Annotated in this window: 21 protein-coding genes; 9 read left to right on the forward strand and 12 right to left on the reverse strand. The window is 46.5% G+C overall.

Annotated features, from left to right (window positions below):
• The first annotated feature begins 8 nt into the window (after positions 1-8).
• From H6G45_RS07380 to H6G45_RS07395, 4 genes are all read left to right on the forward strand, one after another.
• A complete protein-coding gene (locus tag H6G45_RS07380; RefSeq protein WP_190597808.1) occupies positions 9-992 on the forward strand; it encodes a glycosyltransferase in 984 nt (327 codons plus the stop codon).
• A gap of 6 nt (positions 993-998) precedes the next feature.
• A complete protein-coding gene (locus H6G45_RS07385; RefSeq protein WP_190597809.1) occupies positions 999-1,694 on the forward strand; it encodes a class I SAM-dependent methyltransferase in 696 nt (231 codons plus the stop codon).
• Positions 1,691-3,118 carry a hypothetical protein gene (locus H6G45_RS07390; RefSeq protein ID WP_190597810.1) on the forward strand — a complete coding sequence of 476 codons (1,428 nt, stop codon included), beginning with the start codon at positions 1,691-1,693 and terminating at the stop codon, positions 3,116-3,118. Before H6G45_RS07385 ends, H6G45_RS07390 begins: the two co-directional genes overlap by 4 nt.
• Before the next feature lie 306 nt (positions 3,119-3,424).
• Positions 3,425-4,615, forward strand: a complete 1,191-nt coding sequence (locus tag H6G45_RS07395; RefSeq protein ID WP_190597811.1) for a TRC40/GET3/ArsA family transport-energizing ATPase — start codon at positions 3,425-3,427, stop codon at positions 4,613-4,615.
• On the opposite strand, the gene H6G45_RS07400 is transcribed toward H6G45_RS07395, so the two are convergent.
• The 4 genes from H6G45_RS07400 to sufB form a co-directional block, all read right to left on the reverse strand.
• A complete protein-coding gene (locus H6G45_RS07400; protein ID WP_190597812.1) occupies positions 4,605-5,867 on the reverse strand; it encodes a SufS family cysteine desulfurase in 1,263 nt (420 codons plus the stop codon). The two genes, H6G45_RS07395 and H6G45_RS07400, sit on opposite strands and share 11 nt — an antisense overlap.
• A gap of 66 nt (positions 5,868-5,933) precedes the next feature.
• Positions 5,934-7,295 (reverse strand): Fe-S cluster assembly protein SufD, encoded by a 1,362-nt coding sequence (gene sufD, locus H6G45_RS07405; protein WP_190597813.1) that lies wholly within the window; start codon positions 7,293-7,295, stop codon positions 5,934-5,936.
• A 91-nt stretch (positions 7,296-7,386) separates the two neighbouring features.
• On the reverse strand, positions 7,387-8,157 hold the full coding sequence (gene sufC / locus H6G45_RS07410) for a Fe-S cluster assembly ATPase SufC (protein WP_190597814.1): 771 nt from the start codon (positions 8,155-8,157) through the stop codon (positions 7,387-7,389).
• 140 nt (positions 8,158-8,297) lie between these two features.
• The gene (gene sufB / locus H6G45_RS07415) at positions 8,298-9,740 is read right to left on the reverse strand and encodes a Fe-S cluster assembly protein SufB (RefSeq protein WP_190597815.1); all 1,443 of its coding nucleotides are present in this window, start codon (positions 9,738-9,740) and stop codon (positions 8,298-8,300) included.
• 335 nt (positions 9,741-10,075) lie between these two features.
• On the opposite strand from sufB, the gene sufR reads away from it, so the two are divergent.
• Complete coding sequence (gene sufR, locus H6G45_RS07420) at positions 10,076-10,726, forward strand: iron-sulfur cluster biosynthesis transcriptional regulator SufR (protein ID WP_190597816.1); 651 nt, start codon at positions 10,076-10,078, stop codon at positions 10,724-10,726.
• On the opposite strand, the gene H6G45_RS07425 is transcribed toward sufR, so the two are convergent.
• The 4 genes from H6G45_RS07425 to coaD form a co-directional block, all read right to left on the reverse strand.
• Positions 10,723-11,631 (reverse strand): Hpt domain-containing protein, encoded by a 909-nt coding sequence (locus H6G45_RS07425; protein ID WP_199309625.1) that lies wholly within the window; start codon positions 11,629-11,631, stop codon positions 10,723-10,725. The genes sufR and H6G45_RS07425 overlap by 4 nt on opposite strands.
• A gap of 235 nt (positions 11,632-11,866) precedes the next feature.
• Positions 11,867-12,661 (reverse strand): 16S rRNA (guanine(527)-N(7))-methyltransferase RsmG, encoded by a 795-nt coding sequence (gene rsmG / locus H6G45_RS07430; RefSeq protein ID WP_190597818.1) that lies wholly within the window; start codon positions 12,659-12,661, stop codon positions 11,867-11,869.
• Positions 12,662-12,677: 16 nt separating this feature from the next.
• Positions 12,678-13,511, reverse strand: coding sequence for a DivIVA domain-containing protein (locus tag H6G45_RS07435; RefSeq protein ID WP_190597819.1), 834 nt, complete (start codon positions 13,509-13,511; stop codon positions 12,678-12,680).
• 65 nt (positions 13,512-13,576) lie between these two features.
• Positions 13,577-14,056, reverse strand: a complete 480-nt coding sequence (coaD, locus tag H6G45_RS07440) for a pantetheine-phosphate adenylyltransferase (protein WP_028948957.1) — start codon at positions 14,054-14,056, stop codon at positions 13,577-13,579.
• Between the two features lie 422 nt (positions 14,057-14,478).
• Between coaD and H6G45_RS07445 the strand changes: the two genes are divergently transcribed.
• A complete protein-coding gene (locus H6G45_RS07445; RefSeq protein ID WP_190597820.1) occupies positions 14,479-18,306 on the forward strand; it encodes a diguanylate cyclase in 3,828 nt (1,275 codons plus the stop codon).
• A gap of 27 nt (positions 18,307-18,333) precedes the next feature.
• Here H6G45_RS07445 and H6G45_RS07450 read toward each other — a convergent pair whose 3' ends face one another.
• The gene (locus tag H6G45_RS07450; RefSeq protein WP_190597821.1) at positions 18,334-18,807 is read right to left on the reverse strand and encodes an RrF2 family transcriptional regulator; all 474 of its coding nucleotides are present in this window, start codon (positions 18,805-18,807) and stop codon (positions 18,334-18,336) included.
• Positions 18,808-18,970: 163 nt separating this feature from the next.
• Between H6G45_RS07450 and H6G45_RS07455 the strand changes: the two genes are divergently transcribed.
• Entirely contained in the window at positions 18,971-19,360 is a 390-nt protein-coding gene (locus H6G45_RS07455; protein ID WP_190597822.1) for an AbrB family transcriptional regulator, read from the forward strand.
• Positions 19,361-19,526: 166 nt separating this feature from the next.
• Positions 19,527-20,264, forward strand: a complete 738-nt coding sequence (gene sdhB / locus H6G45_RS07460; RefSeq protein WP_190597823.1) for a succinate dehydrogenase iron-sulfur subunit — start codon at positions 19,527-19,529, stop codon at positions 20,262-20,264.
• 28 nt (positions 20,265-20,292) lie between these two features.
• On the opposite strand, the gene H6G45_RS07465 is transcribed toward sdhB, so the two are convergent.
• On the reverse strand, positions 20,293-20,865 hold the full coding sequence (locus H6G45_RS07465) for a hypothetical protein (RefSeq protein ID WP_190597824.1): 573 nt from the start codon (positions 20,863-20,865) through the stop codon (positions 20,293-20,295).
• 211 nt (positions 20,866-21,076) lie between these two features.
• Here H6G45_RS07465 and H6G45_RS07470 point away from each other — a divergent pair, with 211 nt between their 5' ends.
• Complete coding sequence (locus H6G45_RS07470) at positions 21,077-21,295, forward strand: hypothetical protein (RefSeq protein WP_162329026.1); 219 nt, start codon at positions 21,077-21,079, stop codon at positions 21,293-21,295.
• A 166-nt stretch (positions 21,296-21,461) separates the two neighbouring features.
• Here H6G45_RS07470 and H6G45_RS07475 read toward each other — a convergent pair whose 3' ends face one another.
• The gene (locus H6G45_RS07475) at positions 21,462-23,507 is read right to left on the reverse strand and encodes an NAD(P)H-quinone oxidoreductase subunit 5 (RefSeq protein ID WP_190597825.1); all 2,046 of its coding nucleotides are present in this window, start codon (positions 23,505-23,507) and stop codon (positions 21,462-21,464) included.
• A gap of 118 nt (positions 23,508-23,625) precedes the next feature.
• Positions 23,626-23,874: a Ycf34 family protein gene (locus H6G45_RS07480; protein ID WP_190597826.1), complete on the reverse strand. Its 249-nt coding sequence runs from the start codon at positions 23,872-23,874 to the stop codon at positions 23,626-23,628.
• Between the last annotated feature and the right edge of the window lie 67 nt (positions 23,875-23,941).

Below are 23,941 nucleotides of genomic sequence, written 5' to 3' on the forward strand. Positions count from 1 at the left end.
TGTCCGTGATGAACTCCAAAAAAGCGTCTAGGCAAACTTATTCCAGAAAAGTCATTTTTATAATTCCTGTTTTTAACGACTGGAAGTCAGTAAAAAAGCTATTAGAGGATATAGATTTAGTTCTAAATAGCAATAATATTATTGCCGATATTTTAATCGTTGATGACGGCTCGACTACTGAAAATAACGAAATATTAAATATTGATTTCAATATAATTAAGAGTATTAAAATTATTCAACTTAAAAGAAATATTGGGCATCAACGAGCTATAGCAATTGGCATAGCTCATGCGGAAGCATATTGTGAAGGAGATATGGTTTTAGTAATGGATGCTGATGGAGAAGACACTCCCGAAGATTGTATTGTTTTAATTCAAAAATGTACTGAAAATAACTATAATAAAATTATTTTTGCACGACGAAGTAGACGTTCAGAGTCTCAGTCATTTAAAATTTTCTACTATCTATACTGCGTCATTTATCGATTACTAACTGGATATGATATTAGAGTTGGTAATTTTAGCGTTATTCCATTTAGACTACTTCCTAGATTAGTGGGAGTTTCAGAAATATGGAATCATTATGCAGCGGGTATTTTGAAATCAAAACTGGCAAATGAAAATATAGATACTCGTCGTGGAATTCGTTATTATGGTAAGTCTCAAATGAACTTTATAGCGCTAGTTACGCATGGCTTAAGTGCAATTTCAGTTCACGGTGAAATCGTTGGCGTTCGTTTATTAATTCTTTCCTGTCTTATGATTGGATTAATAATTATAGTTTTATTAATAGTTATAGGGATACGTCTTATGACAGACATTGCCATACCCGGATGGACATCCTATATAGTAACTATATTATTCTCTCTTATTCTACAAATATTTATGATTGCATTATCTTTTATTTTTCTTGTTTTAATGGGACGTAATAATATTAGTTTTATGCCAAATAGAGATTATCACTACTTTATTTTATCAGTAAAGGAAATCTGAAAAAACATGAAAGACTATAAGTACATTGGATCTGAATTGAGCCTATTTAAAAACGCTAAAAACTGGAAAAAATATTATTCTAAAATAATTATTCCGTATTTGGGTCAATTCGTCTTAGAAGTTGGTGCAGGTATTGGCGCTACAACCAAAGTTCTTTGTCGCTCTGACCATAAACGCTGGGTTTGCTTAGAGCCAGATCCTTCACTTAATAAAATACTCCAAGTAGAAGTTAATTCCTTGCCAATCTGCGAAGTTAAAAAAGGTTCTTTAATTGATATCGGAGCTAACGAGTTGTTTGATTCGATTATCTATGTCGATGTACTTGAGCATATTCAAGATGATACTGAGGAAATAAAAATCGCAGTTAAACATCTAAAGACAGAAGGTTTTTTGATAGTCTTAGCTCCAGCTCATCAATGGTTGTTTTCTTCCTTTGATGAATCTGTAGGGCACTACCGTCGGTATAATTATCTAACAATAAAACAATTGACGTTGGCAGATCTCAAACTAATTAATTTGAAATATCTTGACTCTGTAGGTTTAATAGCTTCATTAAGCAATCGTTATTTAAGGCAAGCCATGCCAACTTTGAGACAAATAAGAGTCTGGGACACTTGGATGATACCAATTTCTAAAATCATTGATCCTCTGCTACGATATAAATTTGGTAAGTCTATCATAGCTGTGTGGCAAAAATCGTGAACAAAGAAAATATTAAATTAATAGATAATAAATCAGTTAATCCTCAAATATTTAATTTGGTTTTAGTGTTATTTTCTCTATTTTGCTTGGGTTTATATTCTTCCTTTGGAAGACCCCTTTGGATAGACGAATTTTTACATTTTGCTCTGGGCTCATACGAAACAACAGGAGAAGCCTGGCACGTTATCCGCGAATCAATATTAGAAATTAATCATGGACAAACAGGTATTTACATGATTATTAACTATTGGCTAATGCAAATTTTTGGAGCCAGCACCTTTTGGTTGAGATTTCCTAGCCTATTGTCTGGGTTGGGGTTAATGTTATCAACTCTCTATCTATTTCGTCTTTGGCAAATATCATTTTTATGGCAATTTATAGGAATTATGGCTTTGGGTTCCCAAACTCAGCTGATGTATTTTGTTGGTGAAGCTAGACCCTATATGCCACTAGTATCTGCCACGGTTTGTACTCTTGCTTATTACAGCACTCCAATAAATTTAAGATCAAAATTTATTTTTAAGATTTTTGGAACTCTTTCTGTTTTAATTGGAGTTCTTTTTCATCCTTACTTCTGTATATACTGGTTAGGTATTGTCATATTTACATATTTGCAAAAATTAATTGAAGCAACAGAAAAGTTTTCATTTAAATCTGCTATCCAGCATATAAATGTTCTCTTGCTACTGGGAGGATGCTTAATATTTATTCTACTGGGAGAATCAACTTGGCTAAGAGGTGGATTTAGTGAAAAAACAAACCTTGATCCTTTCCAATGGATAAAATCTGAACAGTTATTTACCAGTTTTTTCCAGTTAAATCATTTAGAATTTTTGCAAAGCTTTCTATTTCCTCTAATAATAGCAAGTATGACACCTGTTCTACTTGTGGCATGTATACCCCGACTAAGATCTAACTACTTTAAAAGCTTTGTCAGCCCGATTTTGTTAATGATATTTGCTTTGGCTGCTTCAATTTTGTTATCCTATATTTCTTATCTAAGCAATTATTGGATTATGTCTAGGCAATGGGTTGCTTCAATGGCACTTTTTCCTCTGGGTTTTGTGTGGTTAGGGTATAGAATTTCTGTGTTTTTTTCTAGAATTAATTCTTTTTTGGCATTATTGTGGATAGCTATCTTTTTTAGTCCGATAATTTTTAGATTTGGTCAAGTTATAGAGTGGAATATTAAATTAATATCTGAGGATATATCTCAAGTTGAATACCAAAAAAAGTGCCCTTTGCTATCTTCAGAACAATTAAAATATTTGGAATCTATAGATTATTTTGGTGTACCAAATAATATTAAGAACGAAGAAGCCAATGAATATTGGGTTTGTTTGGCAAATCAAAATGTAAGATACGGCGGTAAGGTATGGAAGGGATTTAGAAGTTTCTATGGCAAGAAATTTTTGACAAATTAAACTATCTTGAATTTTATTAAGCTATCTTTGTGGTTAATGTTTTTTCAATTAATCCTGTAAACGATATCAGGAGCCCATAGAGCATTGGCAAAATCGCATGATTGACATTGATTGAAATCGGGGAATCGAAAAATAAAGCTTTTTATTGTTGGAAGTTAGTTTTCGCGGTCACCGCTGTGATCAATCTAATGATGAAGTCTCTGATTCTTCCCAAAGCCTAGTGTTTCCCGGCATAATGGAGGCAGGGAAGTTAACAATATGTAACATTCCGTCTCCGATTTTTCATATTTCTAGGCAGATCCATCCATGCGCGTAATTCTGATGACAGGTAAGGGGGGGGTTGGCAAAACCTCTGTTGCGGCGGCCACTGGCCTCCGTTGTGCGGAATTAGGCCATAAGACCCTGGTCCTGAGTACCGACCCGGCCCATTCCCTCGCTGACAGTTTTGATATGGAGTTGGGCCATGAGCCTCGCCTTGTGAAGGAAAATCTCTGGGGAGCGGAATTGGATGCATTGATGGAGTTGGAGGGTAACTGGGGCGCAGTGAAGCGTTACATTACCCAGGTGCTACAGGCCCGGGGGCTAGACGGGGTACAAGCGGAGGAACTGGCCATTCTCCCTGGCATGGATGAAATTTTTGGTCTGGTGCGGATGAAGCGCCACTACGACGAAGCTGATTATGACGTACTGATTATCGACTCTGCTCCCACGGGCACGGCCTTGCGTCTGCTCAGTTTGCCGGAAGTGGGGGGCTGGTATATGCGGCGTTTTTATAAGCCTTTACAAGGAATGTCCGTGGCCCTCAGACCGTTGGTGGAACCCCTATTTAGACCGATCGCCGGTTTTTCTTTGCCCGATAAAGAAGTGATGGATGCCCCCTACGAATTCTATGAGCAAATTGAGGCTCTGGAAAAAGTGCTGACGGATAATACCCAAACTTCCGTGCGCCTAGTGACTAATCCAGAAAAAATGGTGCTGAAGGAATCATTGCGGGCCCATGCCTATCTGAGTTTGTACAATGTGGCCACAGATTTGGTCATTGCTAACCGGATTTTGCCAGACACCATTGATGATCCTTTCTTTCAACGATGGAAAAGTAACCAACAGGTCTATAAACAAGAAATCTACGACAATTTCTATCCTCTGCCGGTGAAGGAAGCGCCCTTATTTTCCGAAGAGATGTGTGGTCTAGCTGCTCTGGAAAGACTGAAAGAAACCTTGTATAAAGATGAGGATCCTTCCCAGGTTTATTACAAAGAAAACACCATTAACATTGTCCAGGGTGACAATAACGACTACAGTCTAGAGCTTTACTTACCTGGCATTCATAAGGAACAAATCCAACTCAATAAAACCGGGGATGAGTTAAATGTCCGCATTGGCAACCATCGCCGCAACCTAGTGCTGCCCCAGGCCTTGGCTGGCTTGACCCCTGCTGGAGCAAAAATGGAGGATGATTACCTCAAAATCAGGTTTGCTGAAGCAGTTAAACGTTAAAGTTATCGTCACTAAAGAAGCTAATGGTGGCTTGCAAAGATTGCAAAAATAGATCAATTTCTTCTTTGGTGTTGTAAAAGTACAAACTGGCCCTGGCACTGCCAGAAGCGTCAAATAGCCGGTGCAATGGTTGGGTGCAATGGTGACCAGAACGGATAGCAATGCCGTCTTGGTCCATCATGGTGGCCACGTCACTGGCGTGGAGTCCAGCCACGTTAAAGGAAGCCAGGGCAGCCCGGTCGCCATATTTGGGGTTAGGCCCATAAAGCCGCAGTTGGGGAATTTCCGCCAAGCCTTGCCAGAGGTAATGGGTTAATTCCACTTCGTAGTTGTGGATATTTTCCATACCTAAATCAGTTAGATAATCCACTGCCGCCCCCAAGGCGATCGCCTCGGCAATGGCCGGAGTACCCGCTTCAAATTTATGGGGTAATTCCCCAGTGGTGAAATGGTCGAAAAAGACCTCAGCAATCATTTCTCCACCCCCAAAAAAGGGCGGCATGGCTGTTAAAATTTCTTCTTTGCCGTAGAGGAAACCAATGCCGGTGGGGGCACACATTTTGTGGCCACTGGCTACTAGCCAATCACAATCAATTTGTTGCACATCCAAGGGATAATGGGGCGCACTCTGACAAGCATCAATTAATACTTTGGCCCCAACTTGGTGGGCTAATCGGGTAATTTCTTCCACTGGGTTAATGCAACCCAAGGTATTAGAAATATGAACAACGGTGACTAGCTTGGTTTTTGCAGAAAGTAGGGTTTTAAATTGCTCTAAATTAAAGCTTTCCTGCTCGTCTAATTGGACAAATTTCAGCACCGCCCCAGTCTTAGCCGCCACCATTTGCCAAGGTACTAAATTGCTGTGGTGTTCCATCACAGTGGTGATAATTTCATCCCCTGGCTGGAGGTTATTCATGCCCCAACTATAAGCCACTAAATTAATTGCTTCCGTGGCATTACGGGTATAAACAATTTCCTTTGGCGATCGGGCATTGATAAATTTAGCGATCTTACCCCGTACTGCTTCATAGGCATCAGTGGCCCGCACACTTAGCTGATGGGCTCCCCGGTGGACATTAGCATTATCGTTTTCGTAATAGTGCCTTAATTTTTCCAACACTGCCCGGGGTTTTTGGGACGTAGCGGCATTGTCCAAATACACCAGAGGATGACCATTAATTTCCTGATTTAAAATGGGGAAATCCTGGCGGACAGTGGCGGCAAGGCTGGGGGTTTGTAGGGCAAGCATGGTTTAACAATCAAACAATACTAAGACTAATTAAAAAATCAACTAAAATATCAATTTTCTGACTGACTAAATAGTCCGACAGGAAATACATTGCCGCAGACGTCCTTGCAAAGAGGGTAGGGGAATTTGATCCAAAATTTCTCCGGCAAAGGCATCAATTAACAAATGGCGGGCATCGTAATCATTTAAGCCCCGACTGCGGAGATAAAAAACTTCATCGGCTTCCAATTGACTGATGGTGGCACCGTGGGAACACTTAACGTTATCGGCGGTAATTTGTAGCTCTGGTTTGGTATTGATGCGAGCCTTGGGAGACAGTACTAAGTTCCGATTTAATTGTTGGGCATTGGTTAGTTGGGCCGCCTGGGGGACTAAAACTTTGCCGCTAAAAACTGCCTGGGAATATTCATCCACAATGCATTTATGGAGTTGATTGGTCACCCCATGGGGGTGATTTAAGGCAATAGTGCTGTGGGTGTCGCTTACCTGCCGGCCGGCCAGGGTAGTCAAGGCCAAAAATTCGGTCTCCGTGGCTTCCCCCTGTTGGGTCATGGCCAAATTATGGCGGGATAATTTAGCGCCCAAATTAATATCAATGAGTTTGTAACGACTCTGCTTGGCCTGGGCGATCGCCGTGGTGGCAATGTGGAAGCTATCACCGGAATCCCGCTGGTTACGGATATGGGTGACCTGGGCATTTTCCCCTAGGTAAATTTCGCTGACAATGTTGTTAAAGTAGGGCTGTTGCTGCGGGCGATCGGTACAGTTATTGGTGATAGCCCCGTAGGACTCTGCAATGGTAACTTGGGCATTATTTTCTACTACCACTAACAAACGATTTTGCACTAAGGCAGGAGTGGGATCAACCACCGTTAAAAACAGACAATGGATGGGGGTCGCCAGCTCAATATTGGCGGGAATCCAGACTATGGCACTATCCTTCAGCCCCGCCGTGTTGAGGGTGCTAAAAACATCTTCTCCATCTTCCCGTTGAGCTAAATAATCAGCTAACTTTTCCTGTTTATTGGGGGGCAAAAGATTCCAGGATCCGCAGACGATATTTTCAGGCAAATCGCTGGTATTGGATAATTCCGCCGAGAAGAAACCATTAACAAAAACCAAACGGCTTTGCTTTGCTTCCGGTAAATAAAAGTTTTCTGCACTAGCAGCATCTAGGCTGATTTTTTTTGCAGTGGCAAAGTCAATTTCCTTGAGCTCAGTTAAATTAGTAAACTGCCATTCTTCATCATTTTTATTGGGTAATCTTAGTCCGTCTAACAATTTCTCTGCCCGTTGTCTTTTGGCGAGCAAGGTTGGATCTCCACCTTCCCCTAAAATTGCTCGATCTTTAAGACTCTGCAACTGTTTGTCCACTTCAAAATGGTGATTATTTTTTCTTAAAGCATTAGTCAAAACAGCGGCAGTCATAGCAAATATCCTTGGCGATGGTGGTTCGGATTAGTTAACGGTTAAATGAAGTTAGTAATTAAATTAGTAACTTTGGTGAACTCTGAAAAAATCAGACAGCAGCCAATGCTTTTTCATCTAAGAAGTCATAGCCTTTTTCTTCTAGTTCCAGAGCTAATTCTTTACCACCGCTCATGACAATTTTGCCATCATACATGACATGGATATGATCGGGAACAATATAATTTAGCAAGCGTTGATAATGGGTAATCACCAAGGTGGCATTGTCGGGATTTTTTAGAAAATTGACCCCCTCAGAAACAATGCGGAGTGCGTCAATATCTAGACCGGAATCAATTTCGTCCAAAATGGATAGGGTCGGCTCTAGGATAGCCATCTGCAAAATTTCGTTGCGCTTCTTTTCTCCCCCAGAAAACCCTTCATTTAAACTGCGTTCCAGAAAAGCAGGATTCATTTTCACCACATCCAATTTTTCTTGGATTAGGTCTTCAAAATCAAAGGTGTCTAATTCTTCCAAGCCTAAATGTTTGCGTTTGGCGTTATAAGCAATGCGGAGAAAATCTAAATTACTGACGCCGGGAATTTCTAAGGGATATTGAAAGGCGAGAAAAATACCTGCTAAAGCCCTTTCGTGCGGTTCTAGAGCTGATAAATCTTGCCCTTGGTAAATAATTTCACCGTCGGTAATTTCATAGTCGGGGTGCCCAGTAATTACCTTGGACAGGGTACTTTTGCCGGAACCGTTGCGCCCCATAATGGCATGGACTTCCCCTGCTTTGATTTCTAAGTTAACCCCCTTGAGAATTTGATTTCCATCAACGGAGGCGGCCAAATTTTTAATGGATAGAACAGTCTGGCTCATGAATTAATTTAGTTAAGTAGTTGAGTGGTAAAAATAGATTAGATGAAGAGAAAGCTTGTTTTTTAATAAAACAGTGGGTCAGAATCAGGGGTCTTGGCCGGGGCAGTTTGGCATTAACCGCCCCTAACCAATAGACTTGCTTAACCCACAGTACCTTCTAGTTTGAGGCTCAATAATTTGTCAGCTTCCGCCGCAAATTCCATCGGCAATTCGTTGAGCACATCCTTACAAAAGCCGCTGACTAGCATGGACACTGCATCCTCTTCTGAAATTCCCCGTTGGGCAAAGTAAAAGAGTTGATCCTCGCCAATCTTGGAGGTGGAGGCTTCGTGTTCTACCTTGGCGGTATTATTATCCACCTGAATGTAGGGGAAAGTGTTAGCCGCCGCCTGATCGCCAATGAGCATGGAATCGCATTGGGAGTAATTGCGAGCGCCCTGGGCTTTGGGTCCCATTTTCACCAAACCCCGATAGCTATTGGCAGAGTTACCAGCAGAAATACCTTTGGAAATAATGGTGCTACGGGTATTTTTGCCGATGTGAATCATCTTGGTTCCCGTATCGGCTTGCTGTTTATTATTGGTTAAAGCAATGGAATAAAATTCTCCCACCGAATTATCACCCACCAGTACACAGCTGGGATATTTCCAGGTGATGGCAGAACCAGTTTCCACCTGGGTCCAGGAAATCTTTGAATTAACGCCTTTGCATAGACCCCGCTTAGTCACAAAGTTGTAAATTCCCCCTTTGCCGTTTTCATCGCCGGCATACCAGTTTTGCACCGTGGAATACTTAATATCAGCATTATCCAGGGCCACTAACTCTACTACTGCAGCATGGAGTTGGTTGCTATCGTACATGGGCGCTGTACAACCTTCCAAATAGCTAACGGAGGCCCCCTCTTCGGCAATAATTAATGTCCGCTCAAACTGCCCTGTATCCCCATTATTAATACGGAAATAGGTGGACAATTCCATGGGACATTTCACGCCTTTGGGAATAAAGACGAAGGAACCGTCACTGAATACGGCGGAATTTAAGGCGGCAAAGAAATTGTCAGCGGTGGGTACCACACTGCCCAAATATTTTTGCACCAGATCGGGATGTTCCTGCAATGCTTCAGAAATGGAACAGAAAATTACTCCGTCCTCCGCCAGCTTTTCCTTAAAAGTGGTGCCAATGGAAACACTGTCAAAAATGGCATCCACCGCCACATTACTCAAACGTTTTTGCTCCGACAGAGGAATGCCCAGCTTCTCGAAAGTTTCCAACAAAGCGGGGTCCACCTCGTCTAAGCTTTCTAGTTTTTTCTTACTTTGCTTAGGGGCGGAATAGTAAATAATATTTTGGTAATCAATGGAGGGATAGCTCACCGCTGGCCAAGTGGGTTCCGTCATGGTCAACCAATGACGGTAGGCCCGCAGGCGAAAATCTAACATGAATTCTGGCTCATTCTTTTTAGCAGAAATGAGTCGCACCACGTCTTCACTCAGACCACGGGGGATAGCATCCGCTTCAATGTCGGTGATAAAGCCATATTTGTAGGGTTGGTTGACCAGGTTTTTAACGGTGGTGGAACTCATCGAATGCAGTGTTCTCCGGGGAATTCAGATAGGTAACTGCCTAGGGCAAGGTAGATTGGCAGTGGAACGGAATAAATCTCAAGGAATGAGCCTTAAACAACTTATTTGTTGTTTTAGTCTATTCTAGAATAGATTAGCAACCCAATTGTTGTCAAAGTACCAAGACCAAGGTCGGCGATCCTGCGGGAAGTCCCTTGGCCCATGGGCCAGGGTTAACCAATTGATAATTACCCGACAATTAATTTAGGTAATCATGCTTAGCATGGGGGTTGTCCCTTCAGTTTACTGGACTGCCACCGCATCGGTTCTAAAATTTCCCTCTCCTGTTGTTGACCATGACCACCAGTTCTTCCCACTCCACCAAAGAAGATATTCTGCGCTATCTCCTCAAAGAAGGGCAAGGATCGGCGATCGCCATGGCTGAGGAGTTGGGCATTAGTCCCCAGGCCATGCGCAAGCACCTCAAGGATTTGGAAAATGATGGCTTAATTGAGCATCAACAGGAAAGACAGGGCATGGGCAGACCCCAATTTCTCTACCAACTGAGCAAACAGGGCAGGGAACAGTTTCCCCAACGTTACGGAGAATTTGCCCTTTCTTTCATCGATTCCCTGGTAGAAACAGTGGGGGAGGAACAGTTGGGGGCAGTGCTGAAAAAACAATGGCAACGGAAAGCGGAAGCCTACCGCCAACAAATTGGCCAGGGTTCCTTGGCCAAAAGGGTACATAAACTAGTGGAACTACGGCGTCAAGAAGGTTATATGGCAGAACTCCATCCCCTGTCGCTGGAACAGTCGGAGAAATTCATTTTGTCTGAGCACCACTGTGCAATCGCCGACGTGGCCGAATCCTATCCCACTGTTTGTGGTCATGAGTTGGAAATGTTTGCCGCCATTCTGCCGGACTGTGCCATCGAAAGAACCCATTGGCTCAATGACGGGGAACACACCTGTGGCTATTTGATCGAGTCTAAAGCCCCGGACTAATGGGAGGCGGAAAGATTTTTAATCAGTTGGCGCAGTTGACTTTCGTTAAATACCTTCATCAGAATGTTGGCCGCCGCCGTCGGTTCCGCTGGAATGAGAACCTGGGCCACATGACTAGATGCCAATTGTTTAAGACCATCGCTGACCCGGATGTTTTCTGGTTTGGCCAACGTAAAACAGTCATAGCCCTGTTTCAGATCCTTCAACACCACCGGGGCCAAAGTGCGGTAGGAATGCAACGGATTGGCGATCGCCTGTTTACTGAGGGAGAGTAAATGCTGCCAATTTTCCTGCTTGGGGGCTAAGCGACCCAAACGGGTGCAATATTCTTGCAGCTTCTCCCGGGAAGTGGCCGAGGGCTCCTGCTTAAACAACTGCAACATTTTGTGCAACAGGGCTTTAATTTCTTCGGGCACATCGCTCTCATTGAACGTACCCGCATTGGTAGACTTAGCCGCCATGGTCTGGGTTGAGGTGGCCGTGGCACTACCTTGGGTGAGGAGATAATTGAGATAATTCTGTAACTCTTCAAACTGGTGGGAAGCCCCATCCACAATGGAATCCGCCTCCTCTGGTTGGAGTCCGCTGGGACTTTGGAGCTTTTCCACCAAGTCCTGCAAGACATCGTAGCCGTTGAGGAATAGGGATTCCAACTTTTGGTCTACGGGTAATTGATGCTCCTTCAACACCTTGAATGCATCTTCTAGGCGGTGGGCCGTCTTTTGGATGCTGGTGTAGCCCAACATGGCCGCTCCCCCCTTAACGGAATGGGCCGCCCGAAACATCTCGTTAACCTGTTCCGAGTCCCGCACCACCTTACCCAGGTCAAGGATGCCCCGTTCTAGGGTTTCCAAATGTTCCTGAGCTTCTTCGATAAAATAGCCGAGGATTTTCTGCTGATCCAAGGTCGTACCCTCAAATTTGGATGGCCATCCCCTTAGCATACCGCCCACAGACTAAAATAAAACAGCGAACTTAGTAAGCGTTAACTTTAGTCCAAAAAACGGGTCGGGGGATCGTCTGAGTAAGATGATTTATATCTTATACGGCTAAAGCAAATTTTAGCCCTAACGGTGTTTGTCTGTGGGAAAAGTTTTTTGTCAACAATTTACAATAATTTGGTTCAACGGAAAGCCGATATCAATCCACGACGCCGAGGGGATGTTGACGGGGCACGCCGATCGCCCGGGGAAAATCATTGGGGGTGGGTTTTTCCTTGGTTAGATAGATGAAGTGTCGTTGGGCACCGCTCCAGGGGGTAACAACTGCCACCGTGGCACTGACTTTGCCGCCTAAGAGGGCACTGGCCCGTTCTAACTGCTCCGCTTCCGCCGCTGACCATTGACCCCGGTAAAGCACCACTGTGCCCCCCACCTTCACCAAGGGGAGAGCATATTCCGCACAGACCCCCCCTTCCCCCACAGCCCGGATTAAGGCCAAATCATACTGGGAGCGATGCTGGGACTGGTGCCCCACCGCTTCCGCCCTGGCCACCATATAGGTCAAATTAGCCAAGCCTAAACGGTGCCCCAACTCCTCTAGGTAATTAACTTTCTTGCGGGTGGAGTCCAACAGGGCCACGGACCACTGGGGCCACACCAGGGCCACGGGTAATCCGGGGAATCCTCCCCCGGTGCCAATGTCAATCACCTTCGCTTGGGGGTAACCATGGCAATGGTCCGACAACAAAATCCCCGCCAGGGAATCCCAAAGATGTTTTTCCAAAAAGTCCAGGGGAGCGGTGATGCGGGTCAAATTTAAGCGGGCATTACCGGTCAAAACTCCTTGGTAGAGCTTGACCAGAGCCTCAATTTGCTCTCCATCGGGTTGCCAAGCTAAGCCTGGGGGCCAACTTTCCAACCCCCGCCGAAATTCCCCTAAATGCCCCGGCTCTGACGATAGATGGGGGTTATTTTTGTCTAGATTCAATGACACAGTAACCTACCCCACCCTAGCGGGAACGACGACGGGGACGATCGCCTCTGGGGGGTTTGGGGCCAGGGGAAGGGGGCACCACAGGGGGAGCTGTGGCCACGGGGGGACGATTGGTGATGGTGGCGTTATGTTCAGCGGAATTTTCGTACAGGATCTGCCGGCTCTGGCTGACACTGCGCATCATTTGTCCCAATTCCCCTTCCAAACGGCTCAACAGGCGATCGGCATAGGTGTCCACGTCCCTCTGCATCTCGGTGGCTTCCTGTTCTGTTTGTTTTTGCAGGGCTTCACATTCCTGCACCGTTTGCTGACGAAATTGTTGAATTTCCTGGTGGGTAACCTGTTTGATTTGATCTAGTTCCCCCATGGTCTGCCTTCGTAGGGTGTCGCACTCCTGTTGGGTTTGCCTTTGCAGAGCTTCACATTCCTGTTGCACCTGGCGCTGGAGGGCATCGCAATCCTGTTGTATTTGGGCTTTGTATTGGTCTGCTTCGTATTGGGCCTTTTGGATAATGCCCGATTCATCCTTAATGCGCTGGGCCTCCTGGTGGGCCACTTCGATCATCCGTTGGGCTTCTACCTCCGCCCCCTGTAAAATCTGCTGTTCCCTTTCCAAAATGGCGATCGCCCGATGCACTGCCCCCGGAATAAATTCAGCAATGACATCAATTTGGTCCAGGATTTTCTCCTCATCCACCACACTCCAGGCCGTTAGGGGGATATGGAAGCTGTCGTAGAGTAATTCCTGGAGCTCAGCTAGCTGTTGTTGAATATCGAAATCCACCGTCTGACCGGGCACAACGGCGCTATTCTCAGTTACTTCGGGATTGGCACTCTCTCGGCGGGTCATAGGGTTATCTAGGCGCTTGACGGGGCAAATAGAACGAAAGTTAAAACGGTTTTAACGCAATTGATCTAGGGGGATGGGTAGGAAGAACAAATATCGGCCAAAATCGAGGGGGGAACAAGATGATCCACACTACCACCGAACTTGGCAATTTCTTTGACAATACTACTACTTAAAAAGCTATATTCCTTGGCGGTGGCCAAAAATACAGTTTCCACTCCGTCCCAAAGGGTTTGATTAGTGTGGGCCATTTGTAACTCCTTCTCAAAGTCCGACAGGACCCGCAGACCCCGCAATAGCACCGTTGCTTGTTTTTGCTTGGCGTAGTCCACCGTCAGTCCATTGAAGCTATCCACGGTCACATTAGCCAGGTGTTGGGTGCAGTGGCGGATCTGCTCTAGTCGCTTTTCCACCGAAAATAGGGGTTGCTTGCTGGGATTACAGAGCACGGCGACAATGATTTGCTCAAACAAACCACTACCCCGCTCAATAATGTCCAAATGACCGAGGGTAATGGGGTCAAAACTACCAGGATAAATAGCGATCACAGCAAAGATTGTTGGAAAAAAAGTAAATTAAATCAAGAAAAATCGCCGATCAAGTAAGGGAAAAACCCTGGGCAAATTGGCTTCATTGTGGAGGGTGGCCGGCAAACATGCAACTCTTTCCCCGCAACAGCCACCAGAGCCACCATGGTTCCCTACCCAATTTTGTTAAGATATAGAGAAAATTCAATTTAGTTTTCCCTCCCTTTTATTGGCTTAAGTTTTGTTCTCCTTTCCTGGGTACTAAGGCTGGCAAGGATCTAATCGCCAAGGGCCGAGGGTAAACAGAAGCGGTTTAAACAATCAAGGTTTCTAGGGCGGATCTTTTTTTTTCGTGGGGGAAGACTACCTATGACTTTGGCTGGTTTTGCCGTTGATTGTTGCGACAATCTCCTTTCTCCGCCCAATCTTCGTTGTGTCAAAACATGGATTCTAATCACTCCCTGGAAAATTTTCTCCGCAATGTCATTAATAAATTTCATCGGGCTTTGACTTTGCGGGAAACCCTCCAAGTAATTGTGGAGGAAGCTCAGCTATTTTTGGGAGTGGACCGGGTAAAAGTTTATCGATTTGCGGCTGATGGTAGTGGAGAAGTACTGTCAGAGGCGGTGGACAGAGCCGTTTTGCCTTCCCTATTGGGGCTCCATTTCCCTGCGGACGACATTCCCCCCCACGCCAGGGAGGAGTTGGGTATGCAAAGAAAAATGATTGCAGTGGATGTGGCCCACCGCCGTAAAAGGTCCCATGATTTGTCTGGCCACATCAGCACCATGGACTACCTAAACAACCGTTATATGGAGGTGGATAGTTGCCATATTCAATATCTTTTGGCCATGGGGGTACTATCTTCCTTAACGGTGCCCATCATGCAGGATCAACAACTGTGGGGCATTATGGCCATACACCACAGCAAGCCCCGACGATTCACAGACCAGGAATGGGAAACCATGGCTCTCCTCAGTAAGGAAGTTTCCCTGGCCATTACCCAGTCCCAACTCAGTGAGCGGGTCCATCAGCAACAAATCCAAGAAGCCCTAGTCCAACGCCTGGAAAGCACCGTGGCCCAGTATGGCGATCGCCCAGAAACCTGGCAGTATGCGCTGCAGATGGTGGGGGAAGCAATGGAAGCGGACGGAGCAGTGCTCTACATTGCCCCGGATCTCACAGGGACTTCGGCCCGGTATTACCAATGGAATCTCAGTTTTGATTGGGGAGAATGGCTGGAAACTGACCTCTGGCAGGAGTTGATGCGGGGAAAACCAACAGCGGCGGAGTCCTCCACTCCAGTGCAGTCCCTCTGGGAAAAACCAAAATTTTTGACCAGTGTGAAACCCTCCCATACCAACAATTGTGTCCCCCAGGGCTACACCCTCAGTGAATTGGGTGAAAAGGGCAATTGGACCGCTCCGGCGGAGGCATTGAATGCGGAAAATTTTCAATCTTTTTTGGTGGTGCCCCTGACCGCGGATCAGCAATGGGTGGGGGGACTAATCTTTCTGCGCAAAGAACAATCTCTGGTGAAAAATTGGGCCGGGAAACGGATAGTCGATCGCCGCAATATGTTGCCCCGCCTTTCCTTTGAAGCCTGGCAGGAAACCCAAAAGCTAATGCCCATTTGGGAAGAAGCAGAGCAAAAATTGGCCCAGGTGGCCGGCACCCAGCTTTATATGGCCATTACCCAACAGTTTGTCACCAGATTAATTACCCAACAAACAGCCTACGATCCCCTTACCCAATTACCTAATTGGATCATTTTTAACCGGCAACTCACCCTGGCCCTGCTCGATGCTCTCTACGAAGGCAAAATGGTAGGGGTTTTGGTCATTGCCATGGACAGATTCAAACGCATTAATGAAAGCTTTGGCCATAAAATTGGCGACAGCCTGTTGCAGGAGGTGGCCGATCGCCTGAAGCAAAAATTGTCCCCCCTGGCCGCCTATGCCCCGTTATTATCCCGTTGGCATGGGGATGGTTTTACGGTTCTGCTGACCAAAATTAGTGATAAGCAAGAAATTATTCCCCTGTGCGAAACTCTGTTGGGTACTTTCCAGGAGCCGTTTTTCATTGAAGGACAACCCATTTACCTCACCGCTAGCACGGGCATCAGCATGGCTCCCTACGATGGTGAAACTGCTGAATCTTTGCTCAAGTTTGCTGAGATTGCCCTGACTAGAGCCAAATGCCAGGGGAAAAACACCTATCAGTTTTATCTGCCCCAGGATTCTTCGCCGACGCTTGATCGCCTGACCTTGGAATCAGACCTGCGACGGGCATTGGTGAACGGGGAATTTGTGCTCTATTTTCAGCCTCAGGTGGCCCTGGATACGGGCAAATTGATGGGCATGGAAGCGTTGGTGCGTTGGCAACATCCCCGTCTGGGCCAGGTGGCCCCCGATGTATTTATTCCGTTGGCGGAGGAGTTGGGCTTAATTCATAACCTTGGACAATGGGTGCTGGAAATGGCCTGTGCCACCCACCAGCATTTTTACCGAGAAACGGGAAGGCGGTTACGCATGGCGGTCAATATTTCGGCCCGCCAGTTCCAGGACGATAAATGGCTCAATTCAGTTTTGGATTGTTTGGAACGTACAGCCATGCCACCGGAGGATCTGGAGCTAGAAATTACCGAAAGTTTGATGATGGAGGACATTAAGGGTACAGTCAAACTACTCCATCGTCTGCGGGAAGAGGGAGTGCAAGTGGCGATCGATGATTTTGGCACCGGCTATTCTTCCTTGAGTATGCTCAAGCAACTGCCCATTCACCGTCTCAAAATCGACAAATCCTTTGTGGACGATTTACTTAATGAGGGGGCTGACACTGCCATTGTTCAATATGTAATCGATTTGGCTAAGGGTCTAAATTTAGAAATTGTTGCCGAAGGTATTGAATCGGAAGCCCAACTGCAACGACTCCGGAAAATGGGCTGTCACCTGGGACAGGGTTATTTTCTCACCAGACCTCTACCGGCGGAAGCCATAATTACCTATTTGTTTTATCCGCAAATTCTTGATTTTGGCCCCACTCCCCCACTGCTCCACGATTCCTCATTGGAGGTAAAGCCGGAGCATGCTCCAGACGATGCTGGCGAAGCTTTTCCTCCCAATATCCTCAACCGAGAAAATCCTTGGACGGAAAAACTGCACGATTACGTTTCCCTCAAGGAACGCCTAGAACAGCGTAATACCAAGGAAAAATTGGTGCTGAAAATCTCTAATAAGATCCGTTCTTCCCTCAATATCAATGATATTTTGCACTCCACTGTCACTGAAGTGAGGCAATTTTTAAACACTGACCGAGTGCTGTTATTTAAATTTAATTCCCAGTGGTCGGGGCGGGTGGTGACGGAATCCCACAACGATTTTTGCCAATCGATCATTAATGAAGAAATTGACGACCCCTGTTTTAAAGGCCATTATCTGCGGCTTTACCGGGAAGGTAGGGTGCGGGCCGTGTCTGACATTGAAAAGGCTGACTTGGCAGAATGCCACAAGGAGTTACTGCGTCACTACCAGGTCAAGGCCAATTTGGTGGTGCCGGTGGTTTTTAATGAAAATCTTTGGGGTTTGCTCATTGCCCACGAATGCAAAGCTCCCCGTTATTGGCAAGAAGAGGATCTGCAACTGTTGATGGAGTTGGCCACCCAGGTGGCGATCGCCATTCATCAAGGGGAACTGTATGAACAACTGGAAACCGCCAACATTAGATTGCAACAAATTTCTTCCTTGGATGCCCTCACCCAGGTGGGTAACCGCTATCTATTTAATTCCACCCTGGAACGGGAATGGCAACGATTGCAACGGGTTACGGAGCCCCTAGCCCTGCTACTTTGTGACGTGGACTTTTTCAAAGGTTTTAATGATAATTACGGCCATCCCGCCGGCGATCGATGCTTGAAAAAAATTGCTAGTGTTATGGCCAAAGTGGCCAAAAGACCAACGGATTTAGCCGCCCGTTACGGAGGGGAAGAATTTGCCATTATCCTGTCCCAAACCGAACTCCAGGGAGCCATTCATGTGGCGGAAGCCCTCCAGGCGGAAGTGGCTAACTTGGCCATTCCCCACACTGAATCCGACACCGGCTATGTCACCGTCAGCATTGGCATTGCCGTCTGTTTACCCGATCGCCATGGCAGTCCCCAGTCCCTAGTCAAAGCGGCGGATTTAGCCCTCTATGAAGCCAAGGCCCATGGTCGCAATCAATGGCGGACCTACGAGGAGGCCGAATTACCCCCGGTTGAAGCAGAAACGTAACCATAACTGAACCGTTCACTGACGCCATCAAACAATAAAATTAATCCCCTCCCCCTGGGCCGCCTGCCAACTGCGGGCATCGTAATAGAGGTCGGCCAAAGTGATCGAATAAAGAGCTTTGACAAATTTTTGGTGTAATTGTCGCCACACACTCAGGGTGACCCAATCCTCCGCCAAACTTTGGTCATCCCTATATTGGGGAAATGGTTCCAAACTTTCTTCCAGAGCTGCTAATATTTGCCCCAGGGAAATCTGGTCCGGAGCCTGGGCCAATTGATAACCTCCCCTCACCCCCCGATAGGCATTAACTATGCCTGCCCGTCGTAGGGTAATCAACAGTTTTTCCAAATAGGGCCCAGGAATATTTTGTCGCTCGGCGATCGCCTTCACCGAAGCAGGGCCGTAGTCTGGTTGTAGAGCTAAATCCAGCAGGGCTTTAACACTGTAATGGCTTTTTGTTGTCAACTTCATCTCTTTAGTATAGAAGCCATCCTTGCCCATCAACTATCCCATTAAATTAACTATTTATTTAAACAAATTAGATAATTATTGCTAGAAACGTGTAATATAAGCAGGGTAGCAAGGGGAAAAAGAGTCCATTATTCCCTCGACTAACCCCATCTTGCTTCCCAACCCTGATCAATCTCAATCACTGAAAACTTTAATGGCTAAATCAAACGCAACCAAGCCCTTAACCGGCGAAGCATTGCTCGAGAAAGTTAAAGAATTAGGAGACCTTCCCAAAGAAGAGAAAGCCAAAATCTGCGGTTATGTAACTTCCACCAAAAAAGGCCTGCCTCGGGTCAATATGATGAAGTTCTACAACGCCTTAATGGATGCCCAAGGCATTGATTTAGATAGTTCTTCCTCTGGCCAAGGTCGGGGAGGACGTTCCGCCAGTTACCGCATTAGCGTGCAATCCAATGGCAATCTTCTCATTGGCGCCGCCTACACAAAAAAAATGAGTCTCAACGTAGGAGATGAATTTGAAATTACCCTCGGCCGCAAACATATTCACCTCAAGCAGGTGGGGGCCGACGACGAGGAAGAGTAAGGCTAATTTCCTAGGGCTAATGGGGGGTAAAATTTAAGGAGGATGTCTTCCTGTAATTCCCCATTAACTTGCGGGCATTTGCAGGGGCCAGGCAGAAAAATTATTGTCAGTGGCCCTTTGGTAATGGGAAGTTCATGCCCTTTTTGCTAAGTTAACCTCCCTTACCATGAAAATTACTTTTAAAGTGCAACGACAACAGGGCAACGGCGATCGCCATTGGCAAAATTATGCTTTGGAGGTTGATACCCAGGCCACCGTCCTAGACTGTTTGAATCAGATTAAATGGCAACAGGATGGCAGTCTCGCCTTCCGCAAAAACTGTCGCAATGCCATTTGTGGTAGCTGTGCTCTGCGGGTTAATGATCGCCCGGTATTGGCCTGTAAAGAAAGCATTAAAAATTTAGAACAGTGGCTCACCGATAGTAACCAGGAAAATACCGGCATTTTCACCATTAGTCCCCTGGGCAATTTACCCGTTATTAAGGATTTGGTGGTGGATATGAACAAATTTTTTGCCGGCTTGGATGCGGTTTATCCTTACCTAATGAATAAGCGCCAAAGGGAAAACGGATCGGAATTTCTCCAGTCACCGGCGCAACGGGCCGCCCTCAATGATGTGAGCAACTGTGTGCTTTGTGGAGTTTGCTATTCTGACTGCGATGCCAAAAAGAAAAATGACAATTTTGTCGGTCCCCATGCCCTCGCCAAGGCCCACCGTTTAATTTTGGATAATCGGGATATGGCCAGCAAGGCCCGCCTTGAAGCCCTAGGAAAAGATAAACAGGGGGTGTGGGGGTGTAACAACTGTCGGATGTGTAGTGATTCTTGCCCCACAGGAGTGGCTCCCCTCTCCCAAATTGAAGCTTTAAAAATTCGTTTATTCGACCTCATGGACCCTCTTTAAGGCCCGAAGGCCCGGTAATCTCTAGCCGCTATTCAGAAATTAGTTCGGGAGTTTCCGTTACAGGGGCATAGCCTTCACCATGGAGCACAAAGGGTAAACCCGCCCCAGCCAGGCCCTTTTGGATATGATTAGGAGTCTGCTCAAAAATAATGAATAGGGGACAGATTTCTTCCGCCGCTTCACTAAACATGTGTTTTTCCTGGGGGGGCATCAGCCATTCATAGTCCTGGTCTAGGTAAATTTGACTCCGACGCCAACGACCGAGCAGATCGGAAAAGTTTTCTTCTGGACGGTGGATGAAAACCAAGATTTCTGAGCCTAATTTCACCTGCCATTCTGGGTCACACATTAAAATCGCCAGGTCACAGGGAATTACCTTCGCTACGGGAGTGGTTTGTCGGCCCCCTTGGTCAGCATCGTTGAGGGGCAGATAACGTAAACGAACAATGGGCAGGGGAATGGTGATAATACTTTGTTCGGGTCGCCGTAAACTGGGCAATTTTTCCAGGTAGGGTCGGTATTGGCGCAACAGGGCGATCGCCCCTTCCCTATCAGTGAAATCTGCTAAGAGGGCATCGTAATCATTTTTTTTACCGGACACGGAATCAACACCTCCTGTTTATAATCTCGGCTTACCCCATTTTAACGGTGGCTAGTTATTGCCTCAGGGGATGCCAAAGGAAGTCAACCTTTGGCCTAGCTTTGCAATGGTAGAAGTGGGAACGGCAACAAGGCAAAAGTTTCATTAAGCAAGGTTCTGTTTTTGGGTAGCTGGGTTACCATGGCGGAAACTGCATTGGAGCAACAAGACCGTGTCTGACCATACCGCCCAGATCAATGACCTCTGCCAAGCGTTGGAAACCCTAGACCAAGCGGAAACGGTACAAGGAGCAGAATACCGGGAGCAAGCCCAGGCTTTCTTGGCTAATTCTTCCGTCGCCCTACGGTTCAAAACGGCGATCGCCGACCTGTTGATGCAGGCCAATCAACGTTTAGTGCTCAAAACTGTCCAAGGGGAAGACAGCTACTAAAAACCCCAGGTTTTAGCCTAGGAACCCCTAGGTTTACCCGCCAGACTTTAGGACAGAAAAAACCATCTGGTTATGGCAACCAAATGGCACAGAGGGGGCAGTGGTCAGGAAGACTTACCCCGTTTTCTGGGGGAGACACTGAAAAATATCTCTCCCCGGTGACAGCCTAGGTGAGGCTAAAGACAATCACAAAGCCCAACACCGCTCCGAACACAATGAGGGCGTAGAATTGGGCCCGGCCATTTTCCAGATACTTTAGGCCCTCCCCACTAACTAGGGTGACCAGACCAGTGAGGTTAACTGCTCCGTCAATCACTTTGTAGTCCACCTCCATAATTTGGCGGGCTACCCGACGGGAACCTTGGACAAACAATTTGTCGTAAAAGTCGTCAAAGTACCATTTGTTCAGGGATAGTTGGTACAAAGAGGGAAACTTTTCTGCCAACACTTTGGGGTCGAGTTTGTGTTGCCAATACATCAACGAAGCAATGGTAATGCCGATGAGGGCAATGCCAATGGAATTGCCGGCCATGATGTAAAATTCGCCCCATTCAAATTCCGCTGCGTGTTCCACTACTTCCCCTGGCGCATGGATGAACGCTTCAAATTGGTTGGCCCAGGGTCGTCCCAAGAGACCAATTAGCACCGAAGGAACCGCCAAGGCCATGAGGGGAAAAGTCATGGTCAAGGGGGATTCGTGGGGTTCACTGCTGTGGCCATGGTCGTCGTGCCCTGCTTCATGGTCCAATTCCTTCACGTTCATGGCTCCCGGACCAAAGTTAGGCATTAAGCCGTAGAACTTTAGAACGCCGTCTTTGGCTTCCTGGTCATTGCCCCGGAAACCCCCTTCAAAGGTCATGAAATACATCCGGAACATGTAAAAAGCGGTCATGCCAGCGGTGGCCCAACCCACAAACCAGAGTAGGGGATTGGCTTGGAAAGCGAGGCCGAGAATTTCGTCCTTAGACCAAAAGCCCGCAAAGGGAGGAATGCCACAAATAGCCAAAGTTCCGATCAAGAAACAGGTGGCCGTGATGGGCATATATTTCCGTAACCCTCCCATAATGCGCATATCCTGGGCCAGAATTGGATCGTGGCCCACTACCCCTTCCATGCCGTGGATGACGGAACCGGAACAGAGGAACAGCATCGCTTTGAAATAGGCGTGGGTCATCAGGTGAAATAACCCAGCGGAATAGGCTCCAATGCCCATGGCCATGACCATATAGCCCAACTGGGAAATGGTGGAGTAGGCTAAGCCTTTTTTAATGTCGTTCTGGGTTAGAGCAATGGTGGCCCCCAGGAAGGCAGTGAAACAACCGGTGAAAGCAATGGTATTCATCACCACTGGAATTGGTTCAAACACTGGATACATGCGGGCGACGAGAAATACCCCCGCCGCTACCATGGTGGCTGCATGGATCAAGGCAGAAATGGGAGTGGGACCTTCCATGGCATCCGGTAGCCAGACATGGAGAGGAAATTGGGCCGATTTGGCCACAGGGCCGAGGAAAACCAAAATGGCCAGAATGGCGGCGATCGCCCCGCTGAGCACACCGGAGGAAACCAAACCTTCTAGGCGTTCCCCAATGGTGCCAAAGTCAAAACTGCCGGTGGCCCAATAGAGCCCGAGGATACCCAGCAATAGGCCAAAATCCCCCACCCGGTTGGTGACAAAAGCTTTTTGGCAAGCGTCAGCGGCGGCCTTGCGGTCATACCAAAAACCGATCAGCAGGTAGGAACACATCCCCACCAGCTCCCAAAAAATATAAACCTGCACCAAATTGGGACTAATTACCAACCCCAGCATGGAGGAAGCAAACAGACTGAGATAGGCATAGAAACGCACATAACCCGGATCGTGGGCCATGTAGCCATCGGTGTAGATCATCACCAATAGGGCCACGGAGGTGACAATGACCAACATCAGGGCGCTGAGGTGATCGATCACATAACCCATTTCCAAATGGAAACTCCCCGCCGATGCCCATTCGATCATTTGGGAATAGCTGGCATGGCCTTGGATTTGATCCCAGAGCAAAGCCCCAGACATTACCAATGCAGCCCCTAAACAGGAAATGATGAAAACAGCGTTGATTTGCCGTAGTTTATTGGTTGCTTGATTGAAAGAAATGAGGCCAATGCCAACTACCGTTGCACCCAATAGGGGCAGGACGGGAATTAGCCAGGCTAATTGATAGAGTAGTTCCATCTTGAAACCTTGGTTAACGAAGTTGCCTATATGTTATTGATACCGCGTTCATTGTTGCACGGAGCGTTATTTTTGCCGCGTTTCACTGTCAGGGGAAGCTAGTTTTCGCTCAAAAAATTTAAGTGGGCACTAGTTCATTGGGGCGCAAACGGCTCCATTTACCCATTTCTTCGAAAAAACTATCGCAACCCACCACATCCCACTCCATTTCGATGCCATGGTCGGGGGTACGAATATTGACGTTGATAGAAGGGTTGACCGGATCAAAATCCGGGCGATCGCTCAAATGGGGTTGTTGATGTTGATGTTCCACTGCATGGTAGGTGACACAGCGGTCCACGTAATGGCAGTTCACACAAATACACATGGTAAACCTCAATTCTTGCCTATTTTTCGCTACTCTAGCTTAGACTGATGGATTGTGCCGCCATTGA

This window comes from Synechocystis sp. FACHB-383 (genome assembly GCF_014698605.1).
GTDB classification, from domain to species: domain Bacteria; phylum Cyanobacteriota; class Cyanobacteriia; order Cyanobacteriales; family Microcystaceae; genus Synechocystis; species Synechocystis salina.